This is a genomic window from Lentzea xerophila (assembly GCF_051094245.1).
GTDB classification, from domain to species: Bacteria; Actinomycetota; Actinomycetes; order Mycobacteriales; family Pseudonocardiaceae; genus Lentzea; species Lentzea xerophila.
The window spans coordinates 4642494-4657405 of sequence record NZ_CP194934.1; the positions used below are offsets into that span (position 1 = coordinate 4642494).

At 71.0% G+C, this 14912-nt stretch carries 14 protein-coding genes; 5 read left to right on the forward strand and 9 right to left on the reverse strand.

What is annotated here, in order from left to right; genetic code table 11:
- Positions 1-159: a hypothetical protein gene (locus ACRSBM_RS22145; protein ID WP_434445553.1), complete on the reverse strand. Its 159-nt coding sequence runs from the start codon at positions 157-159 to the stop codon at positions 1-3.
- 19 nt (positions 160-178) lie between these two features.
- Between ACRSBM_RS22145 and ACRSBM_RS22150 the strand changes: the two genes are divergently transcribed.
- Positions 179-787, forward strand: a complete 609-nt coding sequence (locus ACRSBM_RS22150; protein ID WP_434445555.1) for a hypothetical protein — start codon at positions 179-181, stop codon at positions 785-787.
- On the opposite strand, the gene ACRSBM_RS22155 is transcribed toward ACRSBM_RS22150, so the two are convergent.
- From ACRSBM_RS22155 to ACRSBM_RS22175, 5 genes are all read right to left on the reverse strand, one after another.
- Entirely contained in the window at positions 777-1913 is a 1137-nt protein-coding gene (locus tag ACRSBM_RS22155) for a glycerate kinase family protein (protein WP_434445557.1), read from the reverse strand. The genes ACRSBM_RS22150 and ACRSBM_RS22155 overlap by 11 nt on opposite strands.
- 8 nt (positions 1914-1921) lie before the next feature.
- A complete protein-coding gene (locus ACRSBM_RS22160) occupies positions 1922-3394 on the reverse strand; it encodes an SLC13 family permease (protein ID WP_434445558.1) in 1473 nt (490 codons plus the stop codon).
- 61 nt (positions 3395-3455) lie between these two features.
- Positions 3456-4109, reverse strand: a complete 654-nt coding sequence (locus ACRSBM_RS22165; protein WP_434445560.1) for a response regulator transcription factor — start codon at positions 4107-4109, stop codon at positions 3456-3458.
- The gene (locus ACRSBM_RS22170; RefSeq protein WP_434445562.1) at positions 4106-5401 is read right to left on the reverse strand and encodes an ATP-binding protein; all 1296 of its coding nucleotides are present in this window, start codon (positions 5399-5401) and stop codon (positions 4106-4108) included. Before ACRSBM_RS22170 ends, ACRSBM_RS22165 begins: the two co-directional genes overlap by 4 nt.
- 1 nt (position 5402) lies before the next feature.
- Entirely contained in the window at positions 5403-5693 is a 291-nt protein-coding gene (locus ACRSBM_RS22175) for a hypothetical protein (RefSeq protein WP_434445564.1), read from the reverse strand.
- 120 nt (positions 5694-5813) lie between these two features.
- Here ACRSBM_RS22175 and ACRSBM_RS22180 point away from each other — a divergent pair, with 120 nt between their 5' ends.
- The 3 genes from ACRSBM_RS22180 to ACRSBM_RS22190 are packed head-to-tail and all read left to right on the forward strand — an operon-like array spanning position 5814 to position 12081.
- Complete coding sequence (locus ACRSBM_RS22180; protein ID WP_434445566.1) at positions 5814-8363, forward strand: glycoside hydrolase family 97 catalytic domain-containing protein; 2550 nt, start codon at positions 5814-5816, stop codon at positions 8361-8363.
- Positions 8357-11233, forward strand: coding sequence for a discoidin domain-containing protein (locus ACRSBM_RS22185; RefSeq protein ID WP_434445567.1), 2877 nt, complete (start codon positions 8357-8359; stop codon positions 11231-11233). Before ACRSBM_RS22180 ends, ACRSBM_RS22185 begins: the two co-directional genes overlap by 7 nt.
- Positions 11234-11292: 59 nt before the next feature.
- Entirely contained in the window at positions 11293-12081 is a 789-nt protein-coding gene (locus tag ACRSBM_RS22190; RefSeq protein WP_434445569.1) for an esterase/lipase family protein, read from the forward strand.
- Here the strand turns inward: ACRSBM_RS22190 and ACRSBM_RS22195 are convergent.
- From ACRSBM_RS22195 to ACRSBM_RS22205, 3 genes are all read right to left on the reverse strand, one after another.
- A complete protein-coding gene (locus ACRSBM_RS22195; protein WP_434445571.1) occupies positions 12003-12494 on the reverse strand; it encodes a metallophosphoesterase family protein in 492 nt (163 codons plus the stop codon). The two genes, ACRSBM_RS22190 and ACRSBM_RS22195, sit on opposite strands and share 79 nt — an antisense overlap.
- A gap of 61 nt (positions 12495-12555) precedes the next feature.
- A complete protein-coding gene (locus ACRSBM_RS22200; protein WP_434445573.1) occupies positions 12556-13302 on the reverse strand; it encodes an SDR family oxidoreductase in 747 nt (248 codons plus the stop codon).
- A 79-nt stretch (positions 13303-13381) separates the two neighbouring features.
- Positions 13382-14248 carry an RNA polymerase sigma-70 factor gene (locus tag ACRSBM_RS22205; protein WP_434445575.1) on the reverse strand — a complete coding sequence of 289 codons (867 nt, stop codon included), beginning with the start codon at positions 14246-14248 and terminating at the stop codon, positions 13382-13384.
- A gap of 149 nt (positions 14249-14397) precedes the next feature.
- Here ACRSBM_RS22205 and ACRSBM_RS22210 point away from each other — a divergent pair, with 149 nt between their 5' ends.
- Entirely contained in the window at positions 14398-14904 is a 507-nt protein-coding gene (locus tag ACRSBM_RS22210; protein ID WP_434445577.1) for a DinB family protein, read from the forward strand.
- Positions 14905-14912 lie beyond the last annotated feature (8 nt).

The following is a 14912-nucleotide window of genomic DNA, read 5'->3' on the forward strand; positions in this document are numbered from 1 at the left end:
TCAGTTCGTGCGGGAGGCCTCGGCGAGCCGTTCGTGCAGGCGTTCCCGGACCTGGTCCGGGGTGTAGGCGGCGCGGCGGCGCTGGTTGCGGGCGACGACCACGCCGCTCGCCGCGACACCCGCGAACGCGGCGATGCCGAGCAGCTTCCAGAGCTTCATGCGCCTAGGGTACGGGGCCATGGCGATAACCCTGGACGAAGCCGTGGAGATGACCCGTACCGGCGACGTGTGGGTGTTCCGCGGGCGCAGCGCCGCGGACCGGGCGATCCAGGCGATGACGAACAGCCCGGTCAACCACGTGGGCATGGCGATCGTGCTCGACGACCTGCCGCCGTTGATGTGGCACGCCGAGCTCGGCAAGTCGCTCAAGGACATGTGGACGGGCACTCATCAGCGCGGCGCCCAGTTGCACGACCTGCGCGACGCCGTGGTGACGTGGCACGACAAGTACCGGCAGCGGGTGTGGCTGCGGCAGCTCGACCACGCGGTGTCGCGCGAGATGGAGGACGCCGCGCTCAAGACCGTGGCGCGGCTGGACGGCACGCCGTTCCCGTCGACCGCGAAGCTCGCGTCGCGCTGGCTGCGCGGGCGGCTTCCCGCGCGGCCCAAGGACACTTCGCTGGAGAGCGCGTTCTGCGCGGAGATCGTGGCCGTGACGTACGAGGACATGGGGTTGCTGCCGCGGCGGAGGCCGAACTGGTACGACCCCGGCAGGTTCTGGAGCGGGGACGACCTGGAGCTGCTCGACGGCGCCAAGCTCGGTGCGGAGATCGCGGTCATCGTGTGAGGGCCGCGCCCACGAGGATGAGCCGCAGGGTTCGTTCCGTGGCGTCGGTGAGGAGCTCCCCCGCCCTCGCTATCGCGGAGTCCAACGCGACCGGAGCGGCGATGATGCTGGTGTAGGCGTCGATGCCGATGTCGTGGTTGGCGCGGGCGTTCTCGCCGATGGTGCCGGCGAGCGCGATGACGGGCTTGCCGTGCAGCTTGGCCCGGCGCGCCACCTCCGCGGGCACCTTGCCGTGCGGGGTCTGGCCGTCGATCGCGCCTTCCGCGGTGATGACCAGGTCCGCGTGTGGCAGGCGGGCGTCGAGGTCGGAGTGCTCGAGCACCACCTCGAACCGCGGCAGCAGGGTGGCGCCCAGCGCGTGCAGTCCCGCGCCGAGCCCGCCGGACGCGCCACCGCCCGGCATGGTGCGGGTCTCGGGGCCGAGCAGGCCCGCCCAGGTGTCGAGCGCGTCGCTGAGCAGCTCGACCTGGCTCGGCGTCGCCCCCTTCTGCGGACCGAACACCCTTGCGACGCCCCGATCTCCACACAGGACGTTGTGCGGGTTGCAGGCCACCGTGATCTCGACCTTGTCCAGCCTCGGGTCCACTTCGGACAGGTCGAGGCGCCTGGCGCCGGCCAGTGCCGCTCCGCCGCGCCCGATCTCACGGCCTCGGGTGTCGGTGATGCGTGCTCCGAGCGCCTGCAACGCCCCCGCGCCACCGTCGGACGTGCCCGAGTCGCCGCAGCCGACCAGGACGCGGTCGACACCGAGGTCCAGCGCGGCCCGGATGAGCTCGCCGACGCCGTACGTCGTGGTCGTGGCCGGGTCACGGTGGCGTGCGGGAACGAGCCTGAGCCCTGCCGCCGCGGCCATCTCGACGACCGCCGTGCGCGGCCCGGGCCCGCCGAGCAACGCGAAGTGCGACGGCACCGGTTCACCGATCGGCCCGGTGACCAGCGTGGGGACGAGCGTGCCGTTCGTGGCCTCCGCGAGAGCTTTGGCCGAGCCTTCACCGCCGTCCACGAGCGGCACCTTGTCCACGACGGCACCGGGGACGACGCGGTAGATGCCTTGCGCGATCGCGTCGGCGACGGCACACGCGTCGAGGGACTCCTTGAAACCGCTGGGAGCTACCAGGAAACGCATCGGTGACCTCATTTCAGTGGCAGGCCGAGGAGCGGCCAGAGAAAGACGGCGCAGGCGAGGACGAGTGCGCCGGTGATCGGAGCCAGGACAGCGGACAGCCTCAGCAGGTCCTTCGGCCGGTAGGCGTCGGAGAAGAGGGCGACCGGCTTCGCGGACGACGTGAACGTGTGGCAGAACCCGGCGGCCGCGGTGGAGGCGAAGGCCAGGGCGGCGGGGTTCATGCCGGCGGCCGCGGCCAGGGGGATGACGATCGGGACGAGGACCGACGAGCGGGCCGAGCGGGACTGGATGACGAGGTGCGCGCAGAGACTCACCGCGATCACGGTCGGGAGGAGGTGGGCCGGGCTGATCAGACCGGCGACGGCCCTGGCCGCGCCGGAGGTGACCAGGGCGGTGCCGAGCGCGGTGGTGGCGGCCATGAAGAGCAGGAGCGACCAGGGGATCTCGCTCATGGCGCGCTTGAGCGTGGTGGTGCCGAGGCGCGGGGTGGTGATGGCGACGGCGCCGGCCAGAGCGGTGACCTCGGGCGGGACGTGGTGCCACGGCTCGGTCAGCCAGGCCGCTGAGACGGTGGCGAGGATGGCCAGGGAGGTGATCTCTTGCCTGGTGAGGGCGGAGAGGGCTGAGGTGACGGCCTTGGGTGCCGCCTTCACCGCTCGGGCGGCGGCTTTGGGCGCCGCTTCCAGGACTCGGGCGGCGGTTCTGGGGCCCGCTTCCGGGGCCCGGGCGGTGGTTCTGGGGCCCGCTTCCGGGGCTCGGCCGCCGGCCTTGGGTGCCGCTTCCGGGGCTCGGGCGGCGGTTCTGGGGCCCGCTTCCGGGGCTCGGGCGGCGGCCTTGGGTGCCGCTTCCAGGACTCGCGCGAGCGGCTCAGCACGGTCCGCGCGGGTAGTGAACAGCCACAACACCACCTCGGCCGTCACGTGCGCGCTGACCACGGCCAGCGGCAGCCCGAGCAGCAGCCACTGCCCGAACCCGATCCCCTCCCCCGTCGCCTGCTCCAGCAGCGCGCTGGTGATCAGGTGCGCACCCGCCCCCACCAGGGTCGCCACCGCCGTCAGCAGGATCACCGACGGGAACAGGACCCCGAGCGCCCGTGACACCCGTGGGTTCAGCCGCTGCCGCAGCGCGCTGTGCACCGGCAGGACCAGGGCGGCACGGCCCGACGTCGAAGGTACGAAGAACGCGGTGAGCAGCAGGGCGAAGGCCGTCAGGTGCATCAGCCCGCGCACCGAACGCGCGCGGCCGACCAGCGACGACGCCAGGCGGGTGGGCAGGCCGGACGCCGAGACGCCGCAGGCCAGGACGAACGCCGCGATCAGCAGCCACGTCGTCGAGCCGCCCAGCACCGCCAGCGACGACGCGGGCAGCACGCCGAACAGCAGCAGGACCACGACGGCGGTGAGCGCGACGAACGTGTCGTCCAACGGCGTGCACGTCCACAGCACCACCGCCACCGCGAAGACCACCAGCGTCAGGATCACGAGGACAATCCTGCTGAGCCACGCTGACGCACACGTGATGCCCGGATGAAGGACCTTTCATCTACACCAGGCGATATCCCATGCCGCGCACGGTCTCCACCCGTTCGGCGCCGATCTTGCGCCGCAGCGAACGCACGTACACGTCGACCACGTTGGAGCCGGGGTCGAAGTCGTAGCCCCACACGTGCGACAGGATCTGCTCGCGCACCAGGACCTGGCCCGGATGGCGCAGGAACAGTTCGAGCAGGGCGAACTCACGCGCGGTCAGGTCGACGGATCCGGACGGCAGGACGGCCTGGCGGGTGCGCAGGTCCAGTGCCAGCGTGCCGGACGTGAGCACGGTGGCCTCGGGAACGCCGGGTGGGCGCAGCCGGAGGCGGACACGGGCCAGCAGTTCCTCGAAGCGGAAGGGTTTGGTCATGTAGTCGTCGGCGCCGCCGGACAGGCCGGCGACGGTGTCGTGCACGGAGTCGCGGGCGGTCAGGATGATCACCGGCGTGGCCACGCCCTGGTCGCGCAGGGAACGCAGGACCGAGAAGCCGTCCAGGTCCGGCAGACCGAGGTCCAGCACGACCAGGTCGAACGAGGCGGCCCACGACAGCGCGTCCGCGCCGGAGGAGACGACGGACGTCGTGAAGCCGTTGGCGCGCAGGCCTTTCTCGACGAACGAGGCGATGCGGGCCTCGTCCTCGACGATCAGAATCCGGCCGGTCATCTCGGCACCTCCACCACGAAAGTCGCTCCCTCGCCGGCCACCGAACGCACCCGCACGGCACCTCCGTGCGCTTCGGCGATGGCCTTCACGATCGGCAGGCCCAGGCCGGTGGAACGCGAGAACAGCAACGACTCGTCGCTCACGCCGGGCCCGGAGTCGGCTATCCAGAACGACACCGCGGCGTCCACGGAGGAGCCGAAGCGGATGGTCGAGCCGTCGGACGTGTGCCGGACGGCGTTGGAGGCCAGTTGCAGGACTGCCTGGGTCACGCGTTGCGGGTCCAGCACGGCCTCGCCCTCCGCGATCGACTCCAGGATCCACCGGCGGTCGCCGAGCGCGCGGAGCTTGGCGTCGATGTCGCTGGTCAGCTCGGGCAGGCTCACGACGACGGGGCGCAGGAAGTCCGGGCGTTCGGACTTGACCAGGAGCAACAGGTCCTCCACCAGGCGCGCCATGCGGTCGAGCTCGTCGGTGCACAGCCGCACCACGGCGGCGCGTTCCTCGGGCGAGTCGCCGAGGAGCTCCAGGTGGCCGCGGACGATGGTGATGGGCGTGCGGAGCTCGTGCGAGGCGTCGTCGAGGAACTTCCGTTGCAGGCGGAACGAGCGGTCCAGGCGGTCGAGCATCGAGTTGAACTGCTTCGCCAGCGCGGCGACGTCGTCGTTGCCGGAGACCGGGATGCGGCGGGTGAGGTCGTCCTCCGTGATCTCGGCGGCGGCCTGGCGGACCATCCGGACCGGCGCGAGGATCACGCCCGCGACGAGCCACGCGATCAGCGCGGCGATCAGCAGGCCCGCCAGCGAGACGAGCACCAGGACACGCACCGTCGAGTGAACCGGGGCCTGTACGCCGTCCTCGAAGTACCCGGTGACGAACCACATCTCCGCCGGCGCCTCCGCGTGCACCTTCGCCCAGCGGAACGGGCCGGCCGGTGTGAACACGACGCCCCATGGCGCGGAGGACGACGTGATCATGCCCAGAACGGGGCGGTCGTTCTCCAGCGCGTACGTCACCTCGGAGCGTTGCACCAGCACGCTCGTGGGCAGCACGGCGAGGTGGATCTCGTGCTCGTCGGGGTACTGCAGGCGCAGGTGGGCCTCGGCGACGGCATGAGCGTCGCCGGCGTGGGTTTCGGCGTAGGCGCTGAACTCGGTGGTCTCCTGCTCCAGGGCGCGGTTGACGCGGTCGTCGACGTCGACGAGCAGGAAGCGCCACACCACGACCACGACGGTCGCGAGGACGAGCGTCATCAGGCCGAGGAGCCAGCACATGATCTTGGCGCGTGCGGGCACGTCAGTCGTCCTCGTCGTCGTCTTCGACCGGCGGTGGCGGCGGCAGCACCGAGCTCGGCGGCGGCACCACCGAGCTCGCGGGCGGCACCACCGAGGAGGTCGCCGGTGGAGCCGATCGTCCTATCCGGACTTCCGGCACCTGTACCTCCGGAGGGACCGGCCGCACCACGGTGAGCGCGAGCAGCACGGCCGCCAGTGCGCACGCCACGCTGAGCACGGCCACGAGAACCGTGCCGGTGCGGGCGGACAGCAGCATGCGACCGAGCCTGCCCCGGCTCGACGAGTCCAGCATGAGACCAAGATGAAGATCTCTTCATCTGTCCGCAAATCGACTGATAATCATCAGCCCCTTGACCGGCGACACAGCGGCCCAACACGATGGCAGCGGTCTCACACCCGGGAGCTGACAACGATGTCACGACTGCTCGTACTCGTGCTCGCCCTGCTGTTGCCCGCCGCACCCGCTGTCGCCGCACCTGCCGGCTGGACGGTCACCGGACCAGGCCAGGTCGCCGCAGAGGTCGCTCTGAACAGCGGAAACCTGACCGTTGCCGTCCGCAGGCAAGGCAGAACCGTGCTGCAGCCGGCCGCCGCCGGGCTCACCACGACCACCGCCGACCTCACCAGGGACCTGACGTTCACCGGCCGCAGTGACCGCGTTGTCATCGAGCGGTACGCCATGCCGCACGGCAAACGGCTGCACCGCGCCAACCGGATGACCGAGACCAGGCTCGGCTTCCGCAACGCCGCGGGCAGCTTCGACCTGGTCGTACGGGCCGCGGCGGACGGTGTCGCCTACCGCTACGTGCTGCCGGGCGCCGCCACCGTCACGTCGGAGGCGTCGAGCTTCGCCCTCCCCGGGGCGTCGAAGGCCTGGCTTCTGCCGTACAACGCCTGGTACGAGGCCAACCGCGTGCGCACGACCGCGGGAGAGGCCACCGGCGACTTCGGCTACCCCTCGTTGTTCCAGAACGGACCGGACTTCGCGCTGCTGACCGAGTCCGATGTGGACGGCGGGTACGCCGGCAGCAAGCTACGCAGGGCGGGCGACGGCTTCCAGGTCGTGCTGGCCGACGAGCAGGTCGAGTCCACCGGCACGACGCCGTGGCGCACCGCGATCGTCGGCGACCTGCGGACCGTCAGCACGTCCACGCTCGTCGACGACCTCGCCACCCCGGCGACGTTCGCGGACCAGAGCTGGATCAAGCCGGGCAAGGTCGCGTGGTCGTGGCTGAGCGAGCACTCGAGCCCAGTCGATTTCGCCAGGCAGAAGCAGTACGTGGACTTCGCCGCACGCCACGGCTGGGAGTACTCGCTGGTCGACGAGGGCTGGAGCGCCGCGTGGGTGCCGGAGCTGATCCGCTACGCCCGCGCGCAGGGCGTCGAGATCCTGCTGTGGCTGCGCTGGAGCGACCTCGACACGCCGCAGGAGCGCGACACCGTGCTGCCCAGGATCAAGCAGTGGGGCGCCAAGGGCGTGAAGCTCGACTTCATGGAGTCCGACTCGCAGGACCGCTACCGCTGGTACGACGCGGTGCTGCGGAAGACGGCCGACCTGGAACTGATGGTCAACTTCCACGGCTCCACCATCCCGCACGGTCTCGCGCGCACCTGGCCGCACGTGCTCACGATGGAGGCGGTGCGCGGCGCGGAGAACTTCCCGCCCGCCGCCAACAACCCCGTGCAGTTCTTCACCCGCAACGTCGCGGGCTCGATGGACTACACGCCGGTGTCGCTGGAGGTCGGCACCAAGGAGGCGTCGATCGCGCACGAGGTCGCGTTGCCGGTCGTGTACGAGTCGGGCTGGACGCACTTCGCGGACAAACCCGAGGCCTACGAACGGCATCCGCAGGCGTTGCGCTACCTCGACCAGCTCCCGACGGTGTGGGACGAGACCAGGCTGCTCGACGGCGACCCGGACACGCACGCCGTAGTGGCCCGCCGCAACGGCGACAGGTGGTTCATCGGCGGCATCGCGGCCGACGAACGTGCTCTGCGGGCGCGGCTCGGGTTCCTCGGCGGCGGGCAGTGGCTCGTCGAGACCGTGCGCGACCCCGAGACCAGGGCCGACGTCGTCCGCGACCGGCAGGTCCTGCGCAACACCGACACCCTCACCGTCCCGGTCCGGCGCAACGGCGGCTTCGCGGCGGTCATCTGCCGCAACCGGCCGGGTCTGCAGACCTGCGACCAGCCGATCCGCCAGGTGCCGAAGACCACGCTGACGGTCACGCCCACCGGGGTCGTCGACACCCCGGCCGGCTCGTCGATCGAGGTCGGCGGCACGTTCACCAACGGGGACAGGGAGATCCGCGACGTCAGGCTGACGGCCGTCGCTCCCGAGGGCTGGACGGTGTCCGGCACCGCCGTGCAACGCCGCAAGCTCGCTCCTGGCGAGTCGATCAGCGGTCGCTGGCAGCTCACGGCGGGCGAGCAGGTCGGCCCGGTGGACGTGCCGGTCGTCGCCACCTTCGGCGACGTGCACGTGGAACAGGTGGTCAAGGCGTTCGTGCCGCCACCGGTACCGGCGAACGGGGCACAGGTCAGCGATCTGCCGTTCATGAGCGAGACGAACGGGTGGGGCCCGGTCGAGCGGGACCGGTCCAACGGCGAGAACTCGGCGGGTGACGGCAACGCGCTGTCCATGGGTGGTGTCACCTACGCCAAGGGCATCGGCGTGCACGCACCGTCCGAGGTCTCGGTCTACCTCGGCCGCGGCTGCGATCGCTTCACGGCGAAGATCGGTCTCGACGACGAGACGCGGGAACCGGGTTCGGTCGTGTTCCAGGTGTTCGGCGACGACAAACCGTTGTACGACAGCGGTGTCCTGAAGGGCAAGGGCGTGGCGCTGCCGATCGGCGTCGACGTCACCGGTGTGCGGATGCTCAGCCTGCGCGTCACCGACGGCGGCGACGGCCGCAACTTCGACCACGCCGACTGGGTGGAGACCGCGCTCACATGCTGATCAGTCGCAGACAGTTCCTGTACGCCACGGGATTGCTCACCCTCGCGCCGAGCATCTCCGTGACGCAGCTGAAGGACACCTACTACGAGGTGCTGCTCCGGCACACGAGGTGGGCCGAGACCCAGTACGACGCGACGGCGAAACGGTATCGGCGCACGGACTTCGGGTTCGCGGTCGTGCTCGGCAACGCCGTGCTGCTCACCAGGGGCGGCTACGACGCGGCGCTGGCGGGGGTCGAGAAGGACGTGCTGCGCGAGCACACCCTCGCCACCGTCCGGCACTTCGCCGCGAGCAACGTGCTGGCCGGCGGCACCGAATGGGGCAAGACCCTGTTCTGGGACACCACATTCCAGTCCTACTTCGTGCTGGCCGCACGGCTGCTCTGGCCGGACCTCGACGCACCGACCAGGGCGAACGTCGAGGCCATCGCCCGCGGTCAGGCCGAGTACACGACATCGCTCGGCACCGGCAACGACCCGCGCTCGGGCAGCTGGACCCCGAACGGCCTCACCGGCGGCCACCGGGGCGACACCAAACTGGAGGAGATGGGGGTCTACGCCCAGGCCCTCGCACCCGGACTGGCCTGGCACGGCGACGGACCCGGCTGGCGGGAGGCGTTCACCCGGTGGAGCCGCAACGAGGCCGGGCTCGCCGCCGCCGACCTCGCCAATCCCTCCACAGTGGACGGAGTGCCGATCTCGGCCAACACCGCCACAAACCTGCACGACACGTTCATCGTCGAGAACCATGGCTCGTTCGGCCCGCACTACCAGGAAGAGCTGTGGCGCACGTCCGGCCGCAACGCCGTCCACTTCCTGCTCGCGGGACGACCGCTGCCCGAGGTGCTCACCAGCCAGCCCAACGGAGAGCTGTTGTGGCGCACCATCCTCGCCACGATGAGCGACGCCGGCGAGCCGTTGATGCCGATGGTCGACGACCGGGAACACCTCTACGGCCGCGACATCATCCCGCTCGCGTTCCGTTCCACGGTGCTGCGCGACCCGATGGCGGCCCGCGCCGAGGCCGCGCTCGCGTCGCGGCTGCTCGCCTACCAGGCGCATCCTCCGGTGCACCGGCTCGCGAAGTTCTCCGGTGAGGCCAAGTACGAGCCGGAGGCACGGGCGGAGCTCGCGATCAGCTACCTGCTGCACGAGCTGCGTCCGCCGGCGAACCCGGTGTCGGAGAAGGAGTTCTTCACCCGTGCCGCGATCACGATCGACCACGGCGTGGATCCCGGTTTGCTGACCCACCAGTCCGTGGCGGCGTGGGCGGGCACGGTGACGAAGCCGGGATTCACGAAGTTCGCGTGGCAACCGGCGCACGACGACTGGCTGTTCAAGATCAGTGGCGCGACTCCCATGTTGCTGCCGCGCGCAGCAGTCGTGGAACGCAACATCGTTGTCTGCAAAGAGGTTCGGGACGGGTTCGACGCGACGGCGAGCCTGCTGCGGTTCGCGGACGGGTTCGCCGGCACCGCCACGCTGCCCACCGGCACGATCGTGTGCGCGCTCCCCCGGCCTGGACGGGTGGACGTGCACAATCTCGCGATGGCCGGGATGCCCGGCCTCACCGGTTCCCGCACGTACACGGGATCCGCGGGCCGGGTCACGGTCCAGGCACGCGAGGGGTTCCGGGTCGACGAGCTGACCTTCCCGGCGATGACCGCGCGGCACGTCCGCATGATCGGCGTGACACCCCATCCCACCTACGGTTACTCGTTGTTCGACTTCGAGGTGGACTCCGCGCAGGGCAAACCGGCCACCGCGTCGTCGTTCGCGCCCGGCTTCGAACCGGCGAAGGCGACGGACGGCGATCCGGCCACGCGCTGGGCGGTGGCCCGCGCCGAACGCGGCCGCGCCGACAGCTGGATCGCCGTCGACCTCGGCTCCGCGACGACGGTGCGACGCGTGCGGTTGCGGTGGGAGACAGCGGCCGCGGGTGCCTACCGGATCGAGACGTCGCTGGACGCCACCACGTGGACGACGGTGGCCGAGTACCCGCGGCCGGACCTCAGCACGCCGGGCTGGCTCGACGTGGACGGGCGCGCGGGGTTCGTCGCGCGGTCGGCCGAGCCGATCACCGTGCAGGGCGACACGATCACCGTGCCCGCGGGGCTTGTCGAGGGGTACGTACGCGCGGATCTGCGGGCGATCGCGGCCCAGCCAGCTCCGGAATGCCCGCCTGGAGTGCGGGCGAGCACCGCCGACGGGTTCCTCAGCCTCTTCAACCTGTCCGGCACCGATATCACCGGAACCGTGCGCCTGCGCGGCGACAGGCTGTACCGGGGCACCCAGGTCACGACAGCCGGCGGCACGGACTACGCGCTCACGCTGCCCGCCGCCACCGCGCGGGTCGAGGCTCCGTGGTTCACCGCCAACGGCATCCCGCCGGGAATCACGGCGATCGTGCACGACGCGCGCAGGGTCACGTTCCGCGGCGGTCCGGCGCGATTCACGCTGACCCACCGGAACGGCTTCGCGCTGCCGGTCGTTCTCGGCCGGGCGGAGCGCACGGTCACGATGCCCACCGCCGAAGCCTTCCCGTTCGACGACCTCGCACGCGGCTGCGTCACGTTCCCGAACTCGGTTCTGCCGCCGGGGATGAGCGATCCGGCCGCCGCGGTCGACGGTGACCGGCGCACCGCCTGGACACCCGGCCGGGACGGGCGCATGGTCGTCGACCTCGGCGCCGTGCACGCCATCGGCGACGTCAGTCTCAAGTGGACGGACGGCGTGCCACCGCCGCACACCACCACTTACAGCCTGGACGGCAGGACCTACGGCGCGGCGGCGACCGCCCGGTACGTCGCCGTGTCGACGCGATGGCGCCCCGGCCACGCCTCACTACGGAGTGTGTCGGTGCGGCGCTGACGGCCGGCCCAGGGGTTTAGGTCCTAAGTAGTCGGCAATCCGATGGCATGTCGGACGGAATGCGAGCCGCCGCACGCGAAAGCGTGGTCAGGGCGTTGTGGGACGTGCCGAGGCTGGTGCGTCACCCGATCTGGCGAACGACCGATCGGCGTCAGGGCAACGGTCTCGGCGTCGTGCTCGTACCGGGTTTCGGCGCGGGCGGGGTGAGCCTCTCCCCCGCCGGGTGGTGGCTGCGCGCCCGCGGCTACCGCCCGGCGGGTGGCGGAGTCGGCTTCACCGTCGGCTGCACCGCGGACCTGCTGGCGAAGCTCCTGCGCAGCACCGAGAGGCACGCGGAGCGCACCGGTCATCCGGTGGTGCTGCTCGGTCAGAGCCGCGGTGGCTGGCTCGCGCGCCTCGTCGCGGCCCGGCGTCCCGATCTGGTGCACGGCCTGGTGATGATGGGCAGCCCCGTGCTCGACCCGTTGGGCGCACACCCGAGCGTCATGCGCATCGCCCGGTTCCTGGCCCGCCTCGCCTCGGCCGGTGTGCCCGGGCTGCTCGACGAGGACTGCATGCGCGGCCGGTGCTTCGACGAACACGTGAAAGCGCTGGCCGAACCGCTGCGGGTGCCCGCCATCTCGATTTTCTCGCGGCACGACGGCATCGTGCCGTGGGAGCTGTGCCAGGACCCGTGTGCCGAATGCGTCGAGGTGCACAGCTCGCACACGGGTATGGGGTTCGACCCGCAGGTCTACGAGGTCCTCGGCCCGAAGCTCGCCGAATGGGCTCAGGAGACCGGCACGATCCGCGCGTCGAGCAGCACGCCGTCCTCGATGTCCAGCAGCCCGATGGTTCCGTTCGGCTGACGGCGCTTGTCGGTCGGTGAGCCGGGGTTGAACACCCGGACGCCGTCCTCCTCGTCGTCCCAGGGGATGTGCGAGTGGCCGAACACGACGAGCCGGGCCGCGGGGAAGCGGCGGCGCATCCTCGCCATCCGCCCGGTCTTCTGGCCGCTGTCGTGGATCATCGCGACCGGGAGGCCCCCGATGTCGGTCTCCACCGTCTCCGGGGCACCCCAGGCCACCACGTCCGGCCCGTCGTTGTTGCCGCACACCGCGATGACGGGCGCGTACTGCGCCAGCTCGTCCAGCACCGGGGCGACGCAGACGTCCCCGCCGTGCAGGATCAGGTCGGCGGACCTCAGGTGGTCGGCCACGGCCGGTGGGCACCGCTTCCAGAACCGCGGCGCGTGGGTGTCCGACAGCACGACGACTCTCACGACCGCGACCGTAGCAACCCGGCTCAGGTGCGACCGACCGGCCGCACCCCCGCGCCGCGGTTCAGTTCCCGGCGGCCAGCCAGTCCGTCAGGCTGGTCGGCTGCAGCTGCGCGCCAGCGTTCGGCACGAGCTGCTTGCCGGTCAGGAGCGTGCCGAAGTACTTGGCCCGCGGATCACCGACGACCTCGCGCTCGTCGTTGCGCTGCGCCAGAACCGTGCGGATCCACCCGTCCATGGTGAGCTCCTCCGGCCCGCCGATCTCCAGCACGCCGTTGACGGGCCCGGTCGCCGCGGTCCTGGCGACCACGGCCGCCACGTCCGAGGCCGCGATCGGCTGGACACCGCCGTGCGGGAGGTGCACGGCGCCGTCCACCTCGGCCGAGTTCGCGATCGCCCCCGCGAACTCGAAGAACTGGGTGGCGCGGATGATCGAGTAGGTGAGGCCCGACTCCTCGATGAGCTTCTCCTGTGCCACCTTCGCGCGCAGGTAGCCCGAGTCCGGCAGCTCGTCCGCGCCGACGATCGACAGCGCGACGTAGTGGCCGACGCCCGCCTCCTTGGCGGCCTGGGTCAGGTTGGTCGTGGCGGTGGTGAAGAAGTGCATGACGTCGTCGTCGGCGAACGACGGCGAGTTCGACACGTCGACGAGCACGTCGGCGCCCTGCACGACCTCCTTGACGCCCTCACCGGTCACCGTGTCGACGCCGCTGTTCGGGGACGCGGGCACGGCGTCGTGACCGTGCTCAGCGAGCCGCTTCACGACCTGGCTGCCGATCAACCCAGTACCGCCGATGACAACGATCCTCATGGGTCCGTCCCTCTCGTGAGCCCGCCTCGTGCGGGTGTTCACGAGCTAAGACAGGACAGCCCCGGAAGTTGTGACAGGCCTACCGGAATGCCTTCAGCTTTTCCGGGTTGACCAGCCACAACACCTGGTCGATGCCGTCCTCGGACGCCGTCACGGTGATCACCGCGTAGGTGTTGCCGTCCTTGCGCAACCGGATCGCGGGCAGCCCGTTCGCCTCGACGAACGACGCTTCCGCACCGGCCCAGAACGACGGCGCCCACCCCGAGATGATCTTCGCCAGGGAGGCCGCGCCGAACAGCGGGCGACCCGCCGCCCTGATGGCGCCGTTGCTGTCGGAGTAGCTCACGACGTCCTGCGCGAACAGCTTCTCCAGTCCGGCCAGGTCACCGGCCTGCGCGGCCGCCACGAACGCCTCCAGCAGTTTACGCTGGTCAGCCCGTTCGACGGGCACCCGGCGCTCGTCCGCGAGGTGCTTGCGCGCCCGGCTGACCAGCTGCCGCGTCGCGACCTCGCTGGTCTGCACGATCTCGGCGATCTCGCGGTACGGGTAGTCGAACGCCTCTCGCAGCACGTACGCGGCCCGTTCGGTCGGCGTCAGCTTCTCCAGCAGCATCAGCACCGCGAGCTCCAGCACCGCCCCCTGCTCGGCCCCCACCTGCGGGTCGGCGGAGGTGTCGACGGGCTCGGGCAGCCACGGCCCGACGTAGGTCTCGCGGCGAGCCCGCGCGGTCTGCGACTCGTTGATCGCGAGCCGGGTGATGGCCGTCGCCAGGTACGCCTCGGGATTGCGCACCGCGTCACGGTCGGCGACCTGCCAGCGCAACCAGACCTCCTGCAGGAGATCCTCGGCGTCGGCCACGCTGCCGGTCATGCGGTACGCGATGCCGAACAGCCTCGGCCGGGCCGCCGCGAACGCCGACTCCGCCTGCTCCAGCTGCTGCGACATCAGCCACCCCTCTCGTCACGGCAACGTTAGCGCCGTTGCGGGGGGCTCGTGGATGTGGCACTGCTCATGGCAGTTCCTTGATCAACCGCCGCGGCGGCGCCCCGGAGAATGCGGGTGCACGAGATCATCGTCGCGCCCAGACTGGTGTCGTGACCACCGAACGCCCCAGCCCGCCGCTGCAGGCCGGCGAACGCGAGACCCTGCGCGCGTTCCTCGACTTCCACCGCGCCACCCTCGCGCTGAAGTGCGACGGCCTGTCCGACGACGACCTGCGCCGCCGCTCGATGCCGCCCTCCACACTGACGTTGCTCGGCCTGGTCCGGCACATGGCGGAGGTGGAGCGCACCTGGTTCCGCAAGGTCATCAACGGCGAGGACATCCCGTTGGTGTGGTCGGACGCGGGCGACTACCAGGTGGCCTACGACGCCTCGGGGTCGACCAGGGCCGAGGCGTTCGAGGCCTGGCAGGCCGAGGTCGAGCACTCCCGCAGGATCGAGCGCGAGGCCGAGTCACTCGACGTGACGGGCTTCCAGCCGCGGTGGGGTGAGCAGGTGTCGCTGCGCCTGGTCATGAACCACCTCTGCCACGAGTACGCGCGGCACAACGGCCACGCGGACTTCCTGCGCGAGGGCGTCGACGGCGTCACCGGCGCCTGAGGCCTGCT

Excerpts from the sequence above, each read along its gene's own strand:
- ACRSBM_RS22145 (WP_434445553.1), bottom strand. The coding sequence starts at position 159 with ATGAAGCTCTGGAAGCTGCTCGGCATCGCCGCGTTCGCGGGTGTCGCG.
- ACRSBM_RS22150 (WP_434445555.1), top strand. The coding sequence starts at position 179 with ATGGCGATAACCCTGGACGAAGCCGTGGAGATGACCCGTACCGGCGAC.
- ACRSBM_RS22155 (WP_434445557.1), bottom strand. The coding sequence starts at position 1,913 with ATGCGTTTCCTGGTAGCTCCCAGCGGTTTCAAGGAGTCCCTCGACGCG.
- ACRSBM_RS22165 (WP_434445560.1), bottom strand. The coding sequence starts at position 4,109 with ATGACCGGCCGGATTCTGATCGTCGAGGACGAGGCCCGCATCGCCTCG.
- ACRSBM_RS22175 (WP_434445564.1), bottom strand. The coding sequence starts at position 5,693 with ATGCTGGACTCGTCGAGCCGGGGCAGGCTCGGTCGCATGCTGCTGTCC.
- ACRSBM_RS22180 (WP_434445566.1), top strand. The coding sequence starts at position 5,814 with ATGTCACGACTGCTCGTACTCGTGCTCGCCCTGCTGTTGCCCGCCGCA.
- ACRSBM_RS22185 (WP_434445567.1), top strand. The coding sequence starts at position 8,357 with ATGCTGATCAGTCGCAGACAGTTCCTGTACGCCACGGGATTGCTCACC.
- ACRSBM_RS22190 (WP_434445569.1), top strand. The coding sequence starts at position 11,293 with ATGCGAGCCGCCGCACGCGAAAGCGTGGTCAGGGCGTTGTGGGACGTG.
- ACRSBM_RS22200 (WP_434445573.1), bottom strand. The coding sequence starts at position 13,302 with ATGAGGATCGTTGTCATCGGCGGTACTGGGTTGATCGGCAGCCAGGTC.
- ACRSBM_RS22205 (WP_434445575.1), bottom strand. The coding sequence starts at position 14,248 with ATGTCGCAGCAGCTGGAGCAGGCGGAGTCGGCGTTCGCGGCGGCCCGG.